This window comes from Leptospira dzoumogneensis, assembly GCF_004770895.1.
Classification (GTDB): domain Bacteria; phylum Spirochaetota; class Leptospiria; order Leptospirales; family Leptospiraceae; genus Leptospira_B; species Leptospira_B dzoumogneensis.
In genome coordinates this window covers 278,310-294,161 of sequence record NZ_RQHS01000019.1, presented here as the reverse complement: position 1 = coordinate 294,161, position 15,852 = coordinate 278,310, and the positions used below count along the sequence as shown (strand labels likewise).

Annotated in this window: 15 protein-coding genes; 11 read left to right on the top strand and 4 right to left on the bottom strand. The window is 41.7% G+C overall.

Going from position 1 to position 15,852, the window contains the following annotated elements; all coding sequences use genetic code 11:
• Positions 1–75 precede the first annotated feature (75 nt).
• Positions 76–720, bottom strand: coding sequence for an NUDIX hydrolase (locus tag EHR06_RS14950; RefSeq protein WP_135757734.1), 645 nt, complete (start codon positions 718–720; stop codon positions 76–78).
• A complete protein-coding gene (locus EHR06_RS14945) occupies positions 713–1,882 on the bottom strand; it encodes a ribonuclease D (RefSeq protein ID WP_135757733.1) in 1,170 nt (389 codons plus the stop codon). The genes EHR06_RS14950 and EHR06_RS14945 overlap by 8 nt, the downstream gene beginning before the upstream one ends.
• Before the next feature lie 40 nt (positions 1,883–1,922).
• Between EHR06_RS14945 and purF the strand changes: the two genes are divergently transcribed.
• Positions 1,923–3,389 (top strand): amidophosphoribosyltransferase, encoded by a 1,467-nt coding sequence (gene purF / locus EHR06_RS14940; protein ID WP_100708463.1) that lies wholly within the window; start codon positions 1,923–1,925, stop codon positions 3,387–3,389.
• A 30-nt stretch (positions 3,390–3,419) separates the two neighbouring features.
• On the opposite strand, the gene EHR06_RS14935 is transcribed toward purF, so the two are convergent.
• Together EHR06_RS14935 and EHR06_RS14930 are read right to left on the bottom strand one after the other, a co-directional pair.
• Complete coding sequence (locus tag EHR06_RS14935) at positions 3,420–4,424, bottom strand: hypothetical protein (protein WP_135758068.1); 1,005 nt, start codon at positions 4,422–4,424, stop codon at positions 3,420–3,422.
• Complete coding sequence (locus tag EHR06_RS14930; protein WP_135757732.1) at positions 4,408–4,881, bottom strand: LIC13259/LIC11441 family protein; 474 nt, start codon at positions 4,879–4,881, stop codon at positions 4,408–4,410. The genes EHR06_RS14935 and EHR06_RS14930 overlap by 17 nt, the downstream gene beginning before the upstream one ends.
• A 163-nt stretch (positions 4,882–5,044) precedes the next feature.
• On the opposite strand from EHR06_RS14930, the gene EHR06_RS14925 reads away from it, so the two are divergent.
• From EHR06_RS14925 to EHR06_RS14880, 10 genes are read left to right on the top strand one after another with little or no spacing between them, the layout of a single operon-like run.
• On the top strand, positions 5,045–5,365 hold the full coding sequence (locus EHR06_RS14925; RefSeq protein ID WP_135757731.1) for a (2Fe-2S) ferredoxin domain-containing protein: 321 nt from the start codon (positions 5,045–5,047) through the stop codon (positions 5,363–5,365).
• 12 nt (positions 5,366–5,377) lie between these two features.
• The gene (locus EHR06_RS14920) at positions 5,378–6,409 is read left to right on the top strand and encodes a zinc-binding dehydrogenase (protein ID WP_135757730.1); all 1,032 of its coding nucleotides are present in this window, start codon (positions 5,378–5,380) and stop codon (positions 6,407–6,409) included.
• Between the two features lie 26 nt (positions 6,410–6,435).
• Positions 6,436–6,978 carry an LEA/WHy family protein gene (locus EHR06_RS14915; RefSeq protein ID WP_244288617.1) on the top strand — a complete coding sequence of 181 codons (543 nt, stop codon included), beginning with the start codon at positions 6,436–6,438 and terminating at the stop codon, positions 6,976–6,978.
• Positions 6,968–7,297, top strand: a complete 330-nt coding sequence (locus EHR06_RS14910) for an LIC13255 family lipoprotein (RefSeq protein WP_135757728.1) — start codon at positions 6,968–6,970, stop codon at positions 7,295–7,297. Before EHR06_RS14915 ends, EHR06_RS14910 begins: the two co-directional genes overlap by 11 nt.
• On the top strand, positions 7,297–7,788 hold the full coding sequence (locus EHR06_RS14905; RefSeq protein ID WP_135627742.1) for a hypothetical protein: 492 nt from the start codon (positions 7,297–7,299) through the stop codon (positions 7,786–7,788). Before EHR06_RS14910 ends, EHR06_RS14905 begins: the two co-directional genes overlap by 1 nt.
• 21 nt (positions 7,789–7,809) lie before the next feature.
• Entirely contained in the window at positions 7,810–8,751 is a 942-nt protein-coding gene (locus EHR06_RS14900; RefSeq protein WP_135757727.1) for a DUF1175 family protein, read from the top strand.
• A 10-nt stretch (positions 8,752–8,761) separates the two neighbouring features.
• A complete protein-coding gene (locus EHR06_RS14895) occupies positions 8,762–13,381 on the top strand; it encodes an alpha-2-macroglobulin family protein (protein ID WP_135757726.1) in 4,620 nt (1,539 codons plus the stop codon).
• The gene (locus tag EHR06_RS14890; RefSeq protein ID WP_135757725.1) at positions 13,359–14,033 is read left to right on the top strand and encodes a YfaP family protein; all 675 of its coding nucleotides are present in this window, start codon (positions 13,359–13,361) and stop codon (positions 14,031–14,033) included. Before EHR06_RS14895 ends, EHR06_RS14890 begins: the two co-directional genes overlap by 23 nt.
• Position 14,034: 1 nt before the next feature.
• A complete protein-coding gene (locus tag EHR06_RS14885; protein ID WP_135757724.1) occupies positions 14,035–14,751 on the top strand; it encodes a YfaP family protein in 717 nt (238 codons plus the stop codon).
• 5 nt (positions 14,752–14,756) lie between these two features.
• Positions 14,757–15,851, top strand: coding sequence for a penicillin-binding transpeptidase domain-containing protein (locus EHR06_RS14880; protein WP_135757723.1), 1,095 nt, complete (start codon positions 14,757–14,759; stop codon positions 15,849–15,851).
• Position 15,852: the final 1 nt, after the last annotated feature.

The window sequence follows — 15,852 nt, the reverse complement described above, 5'->3', positions numbered from 1 at the left end:
AAAATTGGGAGATGAGACAAAAAAATAGAAAGAAAGAAAAAGTAAAAACCTTGGATCTTTCGTTTTATGCGGAAACTATTCGTACTTTTTCACGTCCAAGAACGGCGCTGAACTCAGATTAGGAGTTCTTAAAATGGGAGAACGATCGAAGCCTGCATGTTCTCTTAAGAAGTCCACAATGATCCTTGCAGTGGCTCCCCATAAAAGTCCTTCCTCGATATCGAAATAGAATACTTCTAATAAAGGTGAGTCAGGTTTCCTTCTTCCCTTAATACTATAAAAAGGGGCCTCCCAAAGTCTGTCTAACTCCAGTATGATAATTCTTTCTACTTCTTCCGGATTGAATTCGAATCTAAAATCTCCGGAGTATTTAGCTAAGAATGGAGTGATATGAAATCCGGTATGAGTGAGCTGTCCTCTGTAATTTCCGATCACGGATAATTCTTTGTCGGGGGCTCCCATCTCTTCTTCCCATTCCCTAAGAGCCGTATGCAGTAGGTCCTTATCTTCTAGATCTTTGACTCCGCCCGGAAAAGAGATCTGTCCTGGGTGAGATGCAAGGTTTGGATTTCTTTTTTGAAGAAGGAAACCATCCTGTCCGTTCTTATGGAACACAGGCATAACCACGGAAGAATGTGCTACATCTTCCGGCAAATTCGGTTCTCCTTCCGGTAGAAGGGGAAGTTCCTTTTTTAGTTTATCTAATTCTAATCTAATCAAATTTCTTTTTGATCGGGATTAAACCGGACAAGGTAGTCTCGTAGGGTTTAGATTGCATTGCTGCTATAATGGAAGGTCCGTAATTTTCTACCTTCCAATTGGAAAAGATACCTAGTTCTTTTAACTCTTCTATAGACTTAGGATTTCTTTTTGCAATCTCCGCGATATTCTTATTAGACGGCATCAAGTTGTGACCCATCCGGCGAATGGACATGATTGTTTCTCTCCACTGCCTTAATCTTTTAAATCTATCAGCTTCTTCCCCTGCTAAATCTTCAGTAGATCTTTTGAATAGATCGTTTTTCTGGATAGGAGGGCCGCTCGGGTTTTTATAAACCTGGTATAAATTTTCGGCGTCTTTTTTGCCTACTATGTCTACGAGTTTATTCAACTCTCCGCGTGACTTGACTAATTCCAAAACCTTGTCATTATTCCAAACTCTGAACGGGGCCTTGTTTAGTTTCTTAGCTTTTTCGTCTCGGAAGCCAAGAGTATCGTGAAGTGCTCTTCTTTCGTCGGAACCTAATTCTAGAACATTGGGGAATTTTTCCAAATTGATGGAAAATCCTTCGAAAGGTTCCGGCTCTTCTTCCGCGATTTTTGCGAACTCGGAAACCGCTTCGTCTAACAATTTACGTTTTCCGAGTTCCTCGCTCATTTTGGTCCAAATGGATTCCAGATAAACTGTGTCCAAGGCTGCGTATTGGAGCTGACTTTTTTCCAGAGGGCGCTTTTCCCAGTTGGATTTTTGCTCCTTCTTCGAAAGTTTGACCTTGTGGTAATGTTCCACAAGATATAACAAAGAGTTCTGTTCTAAGTCTAATAAACGAGAGCTGAACATCGTGTCCGCGATGTTTATAAACTTGAAACCGAAGTCTCTTTTCAGAGCTTTGATATCGTCCGAAGCGGAATGAAATATTTTTAAAATGCTGGGATTCTCGAATAGAGGTCCTAACCCGGAGAGATCATCCAAACGAATAGGGTCAAAGATATAATTTTTACCCTTAGAGGATATTTGGATAAGACAAACTTTGGAATAGTAGGTGTAATAACCGCTGGATTCCGTATCAATAGAGAGGCAATCGGATTGAGAGAGAGTAATCAATGCCAACTGTAAGCTTCGGACGTTGTCTACGACAATATAATCGGATTGTATTTGCATCTAAAAGGCGACCTGGGAGACTAGCGTCGGAAGGGGGACCATGAGTTCGATTCCCAATACGTCCAGTCTACGGACCCTAGTCCGAGATGACAAACCAAAAGAAGAATGTGCCATCTTTGGGATTTTTAATTCTCCCGAAGCGGCCAATTTCACTTACCTCGGCTTGTATTCTATGCAACATAGAGGCCAAGAATCGAGCGGGATCGTTTCCTCCGACGGAGAACATCTCTACCGCTACGCCGGGATGGGATTAGTAGCCAATATTTTTACCGAAGGCAAGATCCGGGAGCTGACCGGAAGCGCGGCCATCGGGCATAATCGTTATTCTACCACCGGTGCGAGCTTTTTAAGGAACGCTCAACCTCTCAGAGTTGAGTCCCATTTAGGGCCGATCGCTCTGGCTCATAATGGAAACCTGGTAAATTCCTGGGAAGTTCGTTCCCAATTGGAAAAAGAAGGTTCCATCTTCCAAACTACAATCGATTCGGAAGTGATCGTTCACTTGATGGCCCGCTCCGGAGAGACGGATCTACTTTCCGCACTTTCTTCCGCTTTAAAAAAAGTGAGAGGTGCGTATTCCCTAGTTGTTCTTACTAAAAACCAATTGATCGCGGTTCGTGACCCGAACGGTTTCCGTCCTTTGGTTATGGGAAGAAGAGACGACGGATCCATCGTATTCGCATCCGAAACCTGCGCATTCGATATCACCGACACCACTTACGAAAGAGACGTGGAACCGGGTGAGATGATCGTTGTGGATAGAACAGGAACCCGCTCCTTCTATCCTTTCCCTCCTGCAAAACCCGCTCTTTGTATTTTCGAATACATTTATTTCGCGAGACCTGATTCCAATATTTTTGGTGAGTCTGTTTACAAAGTCCGTAAGGCACTCGGTAACCAACTCGCTCAGGAATTACCTGTCGAGGCGGATGTTGTGATCCCGGTTCCGGATTCTGCAAACATCGCCGCTCTTGGATATTCGGAAGCTTCCGGAATTCCTTTCCAATCCGGATTGATCCGTTCTCACTATGTGGGCAGGACTTTCATCGAGCCGGACCAAAAGATCCGAGATTTCGGTGCTAAGATCAAATACAACGTAGTGAAGAATGTTGTGGATGGAAAACGTGTTGTGATCGTGGACGATTCCATCATGAGAGGGACCACCAGCCGTAAGATCATTAAGATGATCCGAAACGCAGGTGCTACCGAGATCCACTTAAGAGTTTCCGCTCCTCCTACGGTTTCCCCTTGTTATTACGGGATAGATATTCCAACCCATAATGAATTGATCGCTGCTACTCATACGATCGAAGAGATCCGTAAGTATTTGAGAGTGGATTCCATTGCTTATCTTTCAGTGGATTCTATGCACAAAGCGGTGAATGATCATAGGGGCGGCGGTTTCTGCAATGCTTGTTTTACCTCGGATTATCCTGTGGAATTCCAAAGCGATATGGGAAATCAAAAGAGTTTATTCAAGGAATACGAGGTAGAAGAAAGGGTCTAAATCTTTCCGTTTGATCGGTGTTTTAGATCTTTATTTCACTCTGAAAACTTGCGGCCTTCTTCCGAAGGTGATAAAGTCGGATTCTTCTCCCTTGATATAAGCGGATAATAGGCTTTTTTCTGAAAATCCTATATGGTTCTGCTCTTCTAACATTCCTAAAATTTCCAAAGCAGCGTCCTTATCCAAAGTATTCAGATAATTTAATACTTCTTGGTGAGGGTTCTTTTTGTGGGCTTCTTCTATAATTTTGAGAACTTCTTCCCTTGCTCTTAATAGGGATTCTTTTCTTTCTACAAGTCCTTCCATTGTGGAGAGTATGATATTGATCTCCGGGTCCTCGGAAAATAATTCTAGAAGATGAGGATAGATTCCGGGGAATCGGATCGGGAATTCGTATAAGGAGTCTTCGAGTCCTTTATAGAGTTCCGCTTCTTCTTCTTTATTTAATCCTAAGGATTCTCCAAGCATTAGTAGAGTTTCGATAGGCATGAGTCCTAAAAATCTGGCGGCAAATATATTATCTTTTTTGGTCCTAAGACAGAATAATATAAATTTGGAAATCCTTTCCGGAGGAAGCCCGTTCCAGAATTGTGCCGCTTTCGAATCTAGAAAATTACTTTCCGTTCCAAATACCTTTTTTTCTTTTTTAAGTTTTTGGAATATTTTAAAGTCTTCTTTTACGATCCTATAGAGTAATGAATCGTCCATCTCCAGGATAGTGGACATGACTTGATCCGGAGAAGAGATGGAAAGAAAGTATCTGACTAGATCGAATCCTATTTCGGATCTTGTGGAAAAGTTTTCTAAAATATCGGCAGGAGCTTGTTGGAAGGCGGTGGCACCAACGGAGAAGGAGCTGACTCCTTCTAAAAATTTTTCTAATTTTTCGAAGGCAAAACAAGCCTGTTCACCGGAGTCGTTCCAATTCGATTCCCTGTAAAAATCCCTACAATTTCCGGGACAGGGTTTGGATTCGGAGACTCCCGCTAGACAGGTTCTTTCTTGTTGTCTTTCGTTTTCAGGGAATAAGGTCACCACAATCACGCATATCCGGAGCATATGGATTCAGGATTTTCATACCGGAAAACACCCATGTCTTTTTGACCATCGGACAATAGAAACGGTTTCTTCCAGACTGTAGTCCATGCACTTTCATTGTACTCGCTAAAACTTCGCTGAACTTGGAATAGGCTTCAAAGGATATTCTCACATCCGAAGATTTTGCCCCTTCTAATACGTTTTTCATTTCTAGTGCAGAAGATTCCAAGCCACCTTTCGCCTCCCCCAAAGAATTTAAGGAAGAAATTAATCCGCTTACATCCGGAGAAACGCTCTCCGTTGTTAAGAGAAATTGAATTATCTTATCGTTTTCCGATAAAACTTTTTCGAAAAGTGGTTTTTCTGTCTCTAATACAGGCTTCTCTTCCTTTTTGCAGAAGGAAAGGGAAATCAATAGTGAATATAATAAAATTAGTATTACGGATCGTTTCATCTTATTCTCCAAATATGAGTAAATGCTCGGGAATCGAGCTTCTAAGACCATAAAAAAATCTTTTTTCGGTTCTGGCAACCGTTAGAGCTTCAAACTAATCTCCGAAAAAATGGGTTCAAAGCTTTTGCCTATATAGGAAATTAGGAGGAAAGGCAAGTCCCTAATGTATTTTGATAAGCATGTTTTTGTCTGCGAGAATGTCAGAGCGGAAGGAGAAAGACCTTCTTGTGGTCCGAAAGGATCTCCTCAATTGCTCGCTTATATGAAAAAGAGAGTACAAGAACTTGGATTAAAAGGTAAGGTCCGTATCCAAAAATCCGGATGTTTGGATCGATGCGAGTTGGGTCCTGTACAGGTTTCTTATCCGGAAGGTCTTTGGTTTTCTATTAAGACCCAAGAAGATGCGGAAGCATTCCTACAAAATCATATACTAAAAAATAAACCGGAAGAGATCCGGCATCTGATGTTAAAGGACGAAGAGTGAGAGGGTAATCAAATGGCAAAAAAGTTCGAAATACCAAAGTCGTATCTCGCATACGAATTGAAAGAATACAGCAACGAACCTGGAAGAGCTAAGATCGTTGAAAAAGAACTCAAACCTTTAAAAAAGGGAGAGGTCTTGCTTAAGATCCATTCCGGTTCCATCAATCCATCCGACTTAATGTTCATGAGAGGTCTGTATGGAATTAAGAAAAAACTTCCCGTTGTTCCTGGTTTTGAAGGAAGCGGTGTAGTAATCGCAAGCGGCGGAGGTTGGAGAGCGAATTCTCTCGTAGGCAAACCGGTTGCATGCGTTGCTCCCAATAAAGGTGACGGACCTTATGCGGAATATATGATCACTGATGCGTATTCTTGTTTTACTTTAGGAAAAGATGTGAGCTTAGAACAAGGTGCTTGTTTATTCGTGAACCCGATCACTGCTTGGGCGCTTCTCGACCAAGTCATTCGAGAAAAGCATAAGGCTTATATCCAAACTGCTGCCGCTTCCGCATTGGGAAGAATGTTATTAAGGCTTGCCAATAAAAAAGGGATCCAAGGCATCCAAATAGTGAGAAGAAAAGAACAAGTCGATCTTCTTAAATCTATGGGCGCTGAACATGTATTGGATTCCAGTTCTCCTAATTTTGACAGGGAACTCAGAGTTCTTTCCAATAAACTGAATGCTACCATTTTGTTGGATGCAGTTGCAGGAGAGCTTCCGGGAAGAGCGTTAGCCGCTATGCCTTATGGAAGTAAATGTGTGGTTTACGGTGCATTATCAGAAGAGCCTATCTCTTTCCATGCGGGTCTTGGCATTTTCCAAGATAAGAAGATAGAAGGTTACTGGCTTTCTTCCTGGATGCCTCAGCAGAACCCTTTTAAGATTTGGCGAATCACTTCTGAGATCCGTTCCCTCTTAGGAAAGAAAGAATTCCAAACCGAGATTGCCGCTAAGTTCCCTCTGAAAGAAGCGGACAAAGCGATCCAAGAATATACGAATAATATGACCAGAGGAAAGGTTCTCATTTCCAATGGATGGGAACTTTGATGGGAATTCGATCGCAAAAAGGTCGAATGTTCCGGTCTTGGGCTTTTCTCTTAGGAGCTGGTTTACTTTTCAGCTCCTGCTTATTAGACCTAAGGGAGAATGTCAAAAAACTACAGGCTTGTAAGTTTAGGATCTTGGAAACCAAAACGGAAAGGGTAGAACTACTGCCTTTTCCACCTTCTCCCAAGATCGTGATGACATCTCGATTGGAAATAGAGAACCCGAATGATTCTGCCGTTAAAATTTATAAATTCGATCTTGGTGTGATCACCTCCGGTACTGACGGAAAAGATGCAGAGCTCGCCAGGGTGATTTCGGAAGAAGAAACGGAAGTCCCTGCTTTTTCCAAAACCGTTGTCCAGCTTAGAATAGAAACAAGCTTTGAAAAGAGAGAGAATCAGGATAAACTATTACTCGGAATTTTAGTAGTCACGAACCTAGTCGCGGGAAAAGATCCGAATTTGAGAATGAAAGGAAGTGTGAGATACAAAACCTCTTTAGGAGAAGTGGATCTTCCTTTGAATGAAAAAATACGATTATTACCTAAGAAGCCGGAGCATGAAATTTAACTCTTTAAGTTTTAGAACTGCCTGTAAAAGCCTAATTCTTCTTATAATCTTAGCTTTCGGCTTGCCGGACTGTTCCAATGTGGACGACGATTTTTATACTTTCGGAGAAGCAGGCACTAAGATCATGGTGGCTTACGCCGCAAAAGACGCGGAATGCGGATCAAGCAGACAGATCACTTCTTTGGTTCCTGGAAAACAAAGGAAGAAGGACGTGGACAACTGTGTTGCTTCGGTTGCTTTTGAAAAATGCAGCTTTTGGATCCAAGCGGGAGATCCGGTTCCGTTTGCATGTAAGGCCATCGAGTATAGATTGAAGTGATGGGATGGATCGCTAGACATTTTGATTATCTGATTTTTGCTGCTCTGGCTTTGTCCGGCCTTTCCTATCTTTATATACTTCTTACCAGAAACAGAAGACACGATTCCAAATCGGTAGTTCATTATAATATCCCTTCGGATGAACCTATGAGTTTTGATCCGAATGAAAAACCCAAAAAGAAAGAACCTAAAGTAAATGTACTCGAGGTTTTCGATTATAACGGGATCAAGATCATGCATGAGAATGGTATGTACACCGTGAATCATGCCGGAGAGATCCAAGTTTACGGTTCTTGGCAGGAACTTCCTTCTAGATACCAGGCAATGGTAAAGGAGATGGACAAGTCTTCTATAGGGCAAAAGAAGAAGGGAAATTATTATATGGAAGTTCTAAATGGAACTTACTACGTTATTTTCCCTGACGGCAAAAAACATAAGTATCCCAAGTTCGAAGATATTCCGGAAAAGATCAGAAAGGCATTGGGCTACTGACCTTCTCCGCTTGGTGCTTCCTTGAAGTTTCGGATTTGTTATCTTCTAATATTCGTTCTGTTTGAATGTAATTCTTATTTCGGATCCGTTTTGGATCCGACCGAATTAAGAATGCCCGCAGACGGTAAATCTGTTGCCGTTTTAAAAATTTCGAATCCGATCTTCGGCACACCGGATCATTTCCTTTGGGAAGAAGTTGATCCTGAATTACTCAAACTTCTCTCGAGCGAAAAAAACGAAAGAGAAGAAGTCTTACGTGTGCAAGCTGGGAAGGTTCCGACAAACATCCAGATCCGAACTGTTAAGGGCAAAACCGTCCAGATTTCCCTATTCAGTCGAGATGGGGATTTTGACCAGGATGGATTTCCTGATTCTGCGGAGCTTAGGACTGAATCGGATCGTCAGGCATTTCGGGACTGGTTTGTAAGGATCTCTTTGTCACAATATTTAAAAGAGAATTCCTCCTGGAACCTGAAGGAAAGAGATTGCAGCGGATTGATTCGTTTCGCATATAAGGAGTCTCTAAAGGCTCATACTCAGGACTGGCAAACTCGCACCGGGATCTTATTGGATAAAAATTTACCGGATGTCCGGGAATTTAATTACCCGGATATACCCTATATTGGTAAAAATTTATTTCGGACCGGAGAGGGCAAATTCGGAGAATTTGCAGACGCGGAAAGTCTGGAAAAGTTCCATACTTACTTTGTTTCCAAAGAGTTGGAGTCTGGACTTGCGGGAGATATTCTCTTTTTTAGATCGGATCGTGGTGTCGGAACAAATTTCCATTCTATGATCCTGCTAGAAGGAGAAGGTAAAAATCCCCAGCTTTTATATCATACAGGTTCGGATCGAGGCATCAAATTGATCCGAGCAAAAGAATTGGAAAGAAGTGTGTTGTTTTCCCCGGAAAAGAATAACCGAAATTTTCTTGGGGTTTATAGATTTCGGATTTTAGAATAGGAATTTCAGAATGAGAACTCGTGTATCGGATCGTAAAAAGATAATATTCTCTTTTCTCGCAATTTTGATCTCTGCATTAGGATTATTTTATGTGAAACCGAATTTATTCGGTTCTGCCGCATTTTATCTGGGAACGGACCGAAGTTTCGGCTCAGGTGAAAACGCTTACGTAAACTTGGAAGGGAACGGAACCGTAAATTACGAATTCAGGGTTTATAAGATCGCGGATCCGCAAGCCTTCCTGACCAAAAAAGTAAAAGAAAGATTGGTCCAGGAAAATAATGACGGAGCATTCGGGAACCCGATCGCACTTTTTACAAGAACCGTTGATAAATTCAGGAACGATTTCCGCAAAGTTGCCAGAAAAGAATTCAACTCCAAGACAAGATCCGAACTCAAAAAAACATTAGGGATCGATTATGAAAAACCTAATGAAGAAAAAACTCTCGCGATCCCTGCAATTTTAAAAGACCAAGAGTTGATCGCTACATTCTCCGTTCCGACTGTCACTTCTTTTTGGGCGTATCGCAGGATACCTGTTCCGATCCGAGACAATGGTGTTTATTTGGTAGAAGGCGTTTCCGGATCTCAATTGGCTTATACAATTCTGATCAAATCGGGCTTAAACTTTTTAGTAAAACAATCCGATGCGGAAACTTTCGTTTATGTAGGCCGCAAAGACAGCGGGGAACCGGTTTCAGATGTGGATCTCACTCTTTTCAATTTGGAAAATGGCCAAGCATTCCAAACAGGAAAAACAAGTTCTGATGGAACTTATTTTTATAAAGGAAGAAGTCCGGTTAAAGGATTGGTTCTCGCTCATAAAAATGGAGAATATTCAGTTTCAGACCCTGAATTTTATTCCAGTTCCTTTTATGGAGAAGGCGGGCCAAGAGCTTACATGTATACGGATCGCCCTGTGTATAGACCGGGAGATACTGTTTACTTTAAGGGAATTGTTAGGAACTTCTCCCAAGACGATTATAGAACGATTTCAGGTGCCGGTGTAATTGCGGTTGCAAGCGAGCAGGGAGAAACTTCTATCCCGAGTATTCCTATCAATATCTCAGGAGATAATGGAACTTTTTCAGGCGAATTTGTAGTTCCTGAATCTGAAAATGCCACTCTTGGAAATTATTCTCTTATATTAAATTTCCGTGATAAAACCTTCCAAACTGAATTTGCCGTAGAGGCTTATAAAAAACCTACCTTCCTCGTTTCGGTATCCGTACCTAAATCCAATTATTTACAAAGGGAAGAAGTAAACGCTCTCGTAAAGGCCAGATATTATTACGGCCAACCTGTTGCAGGGCAAGAAGTAGCATATAGAGTATTTCGCAGGCCTAAATTCGATTATTCTCCGGTTGGAACGATCAACTTTGATGCCTCTTCCGATTATTTGGAGCAATCCGGCCAAAGTGATAAACAAGAATTGGTTTTGGATGGAAAAGGAAAGTTAGATCCTAAAGGGCAATATTCTATCAGCTTTAAACCGGATAAATCGGATGCGGATTCCGTTTATACGATTATTGCTTCCGTTCAATCCGAGGACATGACCTTGGATGGATCCGCTTCCTTCTCCGTGAACCGAAGCGCATTTTTTGTTAGGATCTCAAAAGACAATTCAGTTTATGAACCCGGTAAAGAGGCAAAGTTAACGGTAAATCTGATCGCTTATGATAAAACTTTGAGCGAAGTCGAACGCCAGAAAATGGTGGGAAATAGGAATGTAGATCTCATCCTTTATAATAGAGATATTCAATTTGTAAGAGAAGCAAATCGTTCTAAAATTTCTTCTTTGTCTGTGATGACTTCCGCTTCGGGAGTTGGGACCGCTTCTTTTACAATTCCTAAAAGAGGACAATTTATTTTGGTCGCTGAGACCAAAGATCCAAATGGAAATCTTACAAAGTCAGAGACATTCTTCTGGGCTTCTTCCGTTTCCGATTCTATTGAAATTCCTTTCAAAGATATTACTCTAAAGCCCGGTAAGGATATTTATTCAGTAGGGGATACTGCAGAGATCCTTGTACTAAGTCCTGTTTCTAACGGACATATGATCCTGACCTTAGAAGGGAATCGGATCTTCAAAAAAGAAGTGGTGAAGATGAAAGGGAACGCTTTGAAATATGCGGTCCCGATCTCTGCGGAGATGAGCCCGAACTTCACGTTGTCTGCGGTTCAATTTTCCGGAAATGATGTTTATAAAAGCCAAGTAAGAGTGGTTGCTCCTCCGGAGCAGAAGTTCCTAAAAGTGGCTCTGGAACCGGGACGCAAAGTGTATCGCCCGGGAGACAAAGCTGAGATCAAATTGAAAACCACCGGCTTAGGCGGCAATGGAGTTTCTGCAGAAGTTTCTCTCGCGATTGTGGATGAGGCAATTTATCAGATCAAAGAGGAGAAGACACCGAATATAGGAACATTCTTCTACCATCCAAGAAGAAATAACGTGCAAACCACCTTAGCTTCCGCTTATAAGTTTTTCGGTTATTCTGAAAATAAAAGATTAAAACTGGCCTTGGGTAAAAAGGGAGACTCAGTTTATTCTGCGATGAAAAACGAGGACCAGGCGCGGGACCGTTTTAAAGATACAAGTTATTGGAATGCAAAAGTTAAGACGGGAGCTGATGGAACTGCAACAGTTAGTTTTAATCTTCCGGATAATTTGACTTCTTGGAGAGTGACTGCGATCGCAATCACTCCTGATACAAAAGTAGGAAGAGGCCAAACCAGTTTTATTACTAAAAAAGATCTGATGATCTTAGGCGGAATGCCAAGGTTTATTATCAAAGGAGAAACCCAAAAAGTTTCTGCTACGATCTCTAACCAATCACAGACTAAACTTCCGGTCAAAGTTACCGTAAAAGCGGAAGGCGCAAAAATTCTAGGTAACTCGGAAACTACGATCAATTTGGAACCTGGCCAAAATCAATCTCTACATTTTGATGTGCAGACTGTCGCAGATCCTAAGATCAAATCTGCAAAGATCAGTATCCTCGCGGCGGGTGCGGGTTACCAAGATTTACTTAAATCTGAAATTCCGCTTAAGACCTGGGGATTGCCTAAAACTATTTCGGATAGTTTAGGAATGGAAGAAGGAGAACATTCAGGAGTTCTAAACTTAGAGGCGCCTAAAGAATTAGGAGATCCTCGTTTAGAGGTTCGACTCAGCCCTGCTTCCCTGCCTGCTCTAAGACAATCTTTGGATTATCTTGCAGATTATCCTTATGGTTGTGTGGAACAAACTATGAGTAGATTTTATCCTCTTTTATCCGCTCAGAAAACGGGATTCATCAGCGAAAGACTTAGGAAAGAACTTCCTAAGATGATAGATGTAGGACTGAAAAGAGTGTCGGAACTCCAACGAACTGATGGCGGATTCGGTTGGTTCGAAGGTGGAGTGGAAAGTGACGTTCTGATGTCCGCTTATGTGTATAGAGGATTGGCGGTTAGTCAGAAAAATGGCGCCAAGGTTTCTGCTCCGGTTTTGAATCGAGCCAGAGCGTATTTATATGATGTTTTGGGAAAAGGTGATCTTTCTCCGAATGCGAAAGCATATATCATATTCTCCTTAAGCGAAGGTGGAAATTTGGAAGATTCAATCGTGGAAGGTCTGGTAAAGTCTTCTGCCAAGTTGAACCAATACGGACAGGCGCTTCTTGCATTAACATTGGCTAATAAAGGTAAGAAAGCGGAAGCTTCTACCTGGTTCAAAAAAGGTGTAGAGTCCAGTGGATTCGGCAAAAAACCTTTCTTTAAACTTAGTTCTTACGGTAAAAATCCTCGTTGGGAAGAAGACAGGATCGAAACTATTTCGGCACTTTTGAGTGCAGGAGTTCGATTGGGAGAAGATAAGGTTATACTTGCAAATCTTGCTTCTTCTCTTTTATCCAATCGTATCGAGTTAGCTTGGAACAACTCAAGAGATACGTCTGCTGCCGTATTGGCGTTGTCAGAGTTCTTATCTTCCGTTCGTGAATCTGAAACTCCTGCAAATGTGGAGATCGTATTGAACGGAACCAGTTTAAAAACTGTAACTCTTCCTCCTAAATCGGAGCAGGGAGAATTGTATAAGATCCCGATCCCTTCCGAGTTGATACGTTCCGGACCGAATAAGGTAGAAGTTTTGAAAAAAGACGGGCCTGTACTTTATGCGACCGCTTCCTTGTATTACACGGACAGAAGTAAAAAAATACAAGCATACTCCAATGGTATCAAGGTAAAACGAACCTATTATAAGTTAAAAGTGGATTCGAATGATATCACTCCTGTGGAATCCAAAACTTTCCAACCGGGAGACCTGGTCATGGTAGAGGTTTCCGTCCAAAAAGAAGGAGATGCGGATTCTTATTACCAAGTAGAAGATTCTCTACTACCTGGATTCTCTTTCTTACAAAGAGATGCAGAGTATTATGCAGGCGATTTGAAGATGGAATATCTAAGTCGGCAGATTTACGATGACCGAGCCGTTTTCTTTGTAGGAGGTCCTACAAAAGAATTTAAGGTCCGATATTTTATCCGAGCAGAAGTAGGAGGGAAGTATAAGGTAATCCCGGCCAGAGCTTCCTTAATGTATTATTCAGAAGTAACAGGAGCAAGTTCAGACGATGAAATCAACGTTGGTCAATAATATACTCCTGCTTGCCGTATTCCTTTGTGGATCCGCTACATTCGCGCAGACTGTCACAATAGATTCGCCTCATGGAGGTTTCACTACGGAAAGGATCCAAACTGTTTCCGGTTCCGTTACTGGAAATCCTGAAAAGGCGACTATCGTTATTAACGGGATCCCTCAGATGATCCGTCTGCATGGTGGAAAATTTTCCTTAAGCACTGTGGTTGCTCCCGGAACAAATTTGATAGAAGTCAAAGCAGGTAACGCAAGCGATAAGGTTTCCTTCTTCGCTGCCGTTCCCTCTAGAGATATTAAAGTAGTTTTGACCTGGGACACTGCGACTGACGTGGATCTTTGGGTTTTGGATCCTACCGGGGAAAAATGTTTTTATGCAAATCGTTCCACCAAGTCCGGAGGGAATTTGGATGTGGACGTTGTAGATGGATATGGGCCGGAAACATTTACGATGTCAAAGGCGCTGCCTGGAAATTATTCAATACAAGTGCAATACTACGGCGCTTATGATAAACCGATCACCAGAGTGAATGTATATGTAGTATTGAACGAAGGAAAACCGAACGAAAGAAGAAAACAATTCCAGTTCGTGATGACCCGTTCCCAACAAGTATATCATATCGCGAATTTCGAGATAGATCCGGAATCTTAAGATGTTCTTTTCCGATCCAAACCGTTCTTTTGGAAAGTCGAGCCGCAACCTTGGAATACGTTTCTTGGCTGCCTTCGCCGTGATATATTCATTTTCCATAATGTATTTGAGTGCGGAAACGGTATCTATAGATTCTCCTCATGGCGGTTTTACTACTGAAAGAATACAGAAAATCTCCGGAACAGTGGCCGGTATTCATCCGGAAAAAGTCACTGTGATTATCAATGGAATACCTCAGATGGTACCTTTATATGCGGGAAAGTTTTCCTTTAATACCGTAGCTTCTCCCGGAGACAATCTGGTGGAAGTTCGTGCAGGTAAGGCCTATGATAAGGTCAGCTTTTTTGCGAAGGTTCCCTCTCGGGATATCAAAGTAGTTCTGACTTGGGACACCGCGAGTTATACGGATCTTTGGGTAATCGATCCTTCCGGAGAGAAGTGTTACTGGGCCCATACTTCCACTAAGTCCGGAGGAAATCTTGTGTATGATGATGCAACTTTTGCTCCTCAGACTTTTACGATGTCTAAGGCCTTGCCTGGAAATTATGCGGTCCAAGCTCAATACTATGCTCCATTTAATGCGCAGGTAACAAGAGCCAAGGTATATGTAGTTCTATACGAAGGAACTCCGAGAGAAAAAAGAAAACAATACCAATTTACGATGACCAGGGCCCAGCAAGTATATCATCTGGGAAATTTTGAGATAGAGCCGGACTGATCGGAATGAATTCTAAAGTATATTATAAAATCGGAATTTTATTTGCTGTCACTCTTGTTTGTGCGGCCCAGCTCCAAGCAGCTCCTAAATTTTCTTATTCTTATCTGGATGAGGCCGTAAAAGAATTCGAATCTAAAAACTCAGTATCTTCGGTAGTATTGATGGAAATGGATTCCGGAAAAGTGGAATATATTTATAGGCCGGAGATCGCAGTTTCTAAAAAGTTACCTCCCGGTTCTTTAGTAAAAACTTTCTCCACTTTGACTCTGCTGAAATACAAAGATAGACTCGGATTTTCTCCGGAGAAAAAAGTTTTATGCAAAGGTAGATTTTATCCTAAGGAAAGTTTTACTCCTACTAAGTCGGATCTAAACACATTACATTTGCCTCGGGATGAAAATGGAAAAGAATACTTGAGATGTTCCTTAACAAAAGGTCACGGAGAAATGGATCTCAGATCTGCTTTAGTTCAGTCTTGTAATGTATATTTTTTAACGAGTGCTTCTTCCGATCCTGAGCTTTTTTATTCTAAATTGTATGAAGATTGGAGTTTGGGAAAATCCACTCGATCTAGATTGGATCCCTATCTAGAACCTTCTGATACGAATTTTACCTCTATCAGTTCCCTTAGAAAAGTAGCTGCTTCTATCGGAGAAGGTGGACTACAAGTAAGCCCTTTAAAAATTTCACAGTTGTATTCATCTATATGGAAAGAAGGTCCGAGACTTTCTCCTTATTGGGGAGCAGGCCAAGAGCCCGTTCGATCGGAAGAGAATCCTTATTCTGGAAAGGATTTGAGATGGATCACCTCTGTTCTTTCCGAGGTTCCAAAATCAGGAACTTTAAAGGATCTGAATGTTCCTGAAAAAGGAAGTATAGGGATCCTGGGCGGCAAAACCGGGACTGGAACTAAATTTATGCATAAATATGAGACCCATGGATGGACAGTATTATCTTTTCGTAAAGATCGGAAATCGTATGTGCTGACTGTTTTTGTGGACAAAGGATCCGGAGGAAATCAGGCCAAGTCTTTGGCTTCTATTCTTCTGGATAAGATCGATTCTAAAAGTAAAGATTCTGGAATAAAATCAGGTAAATAAG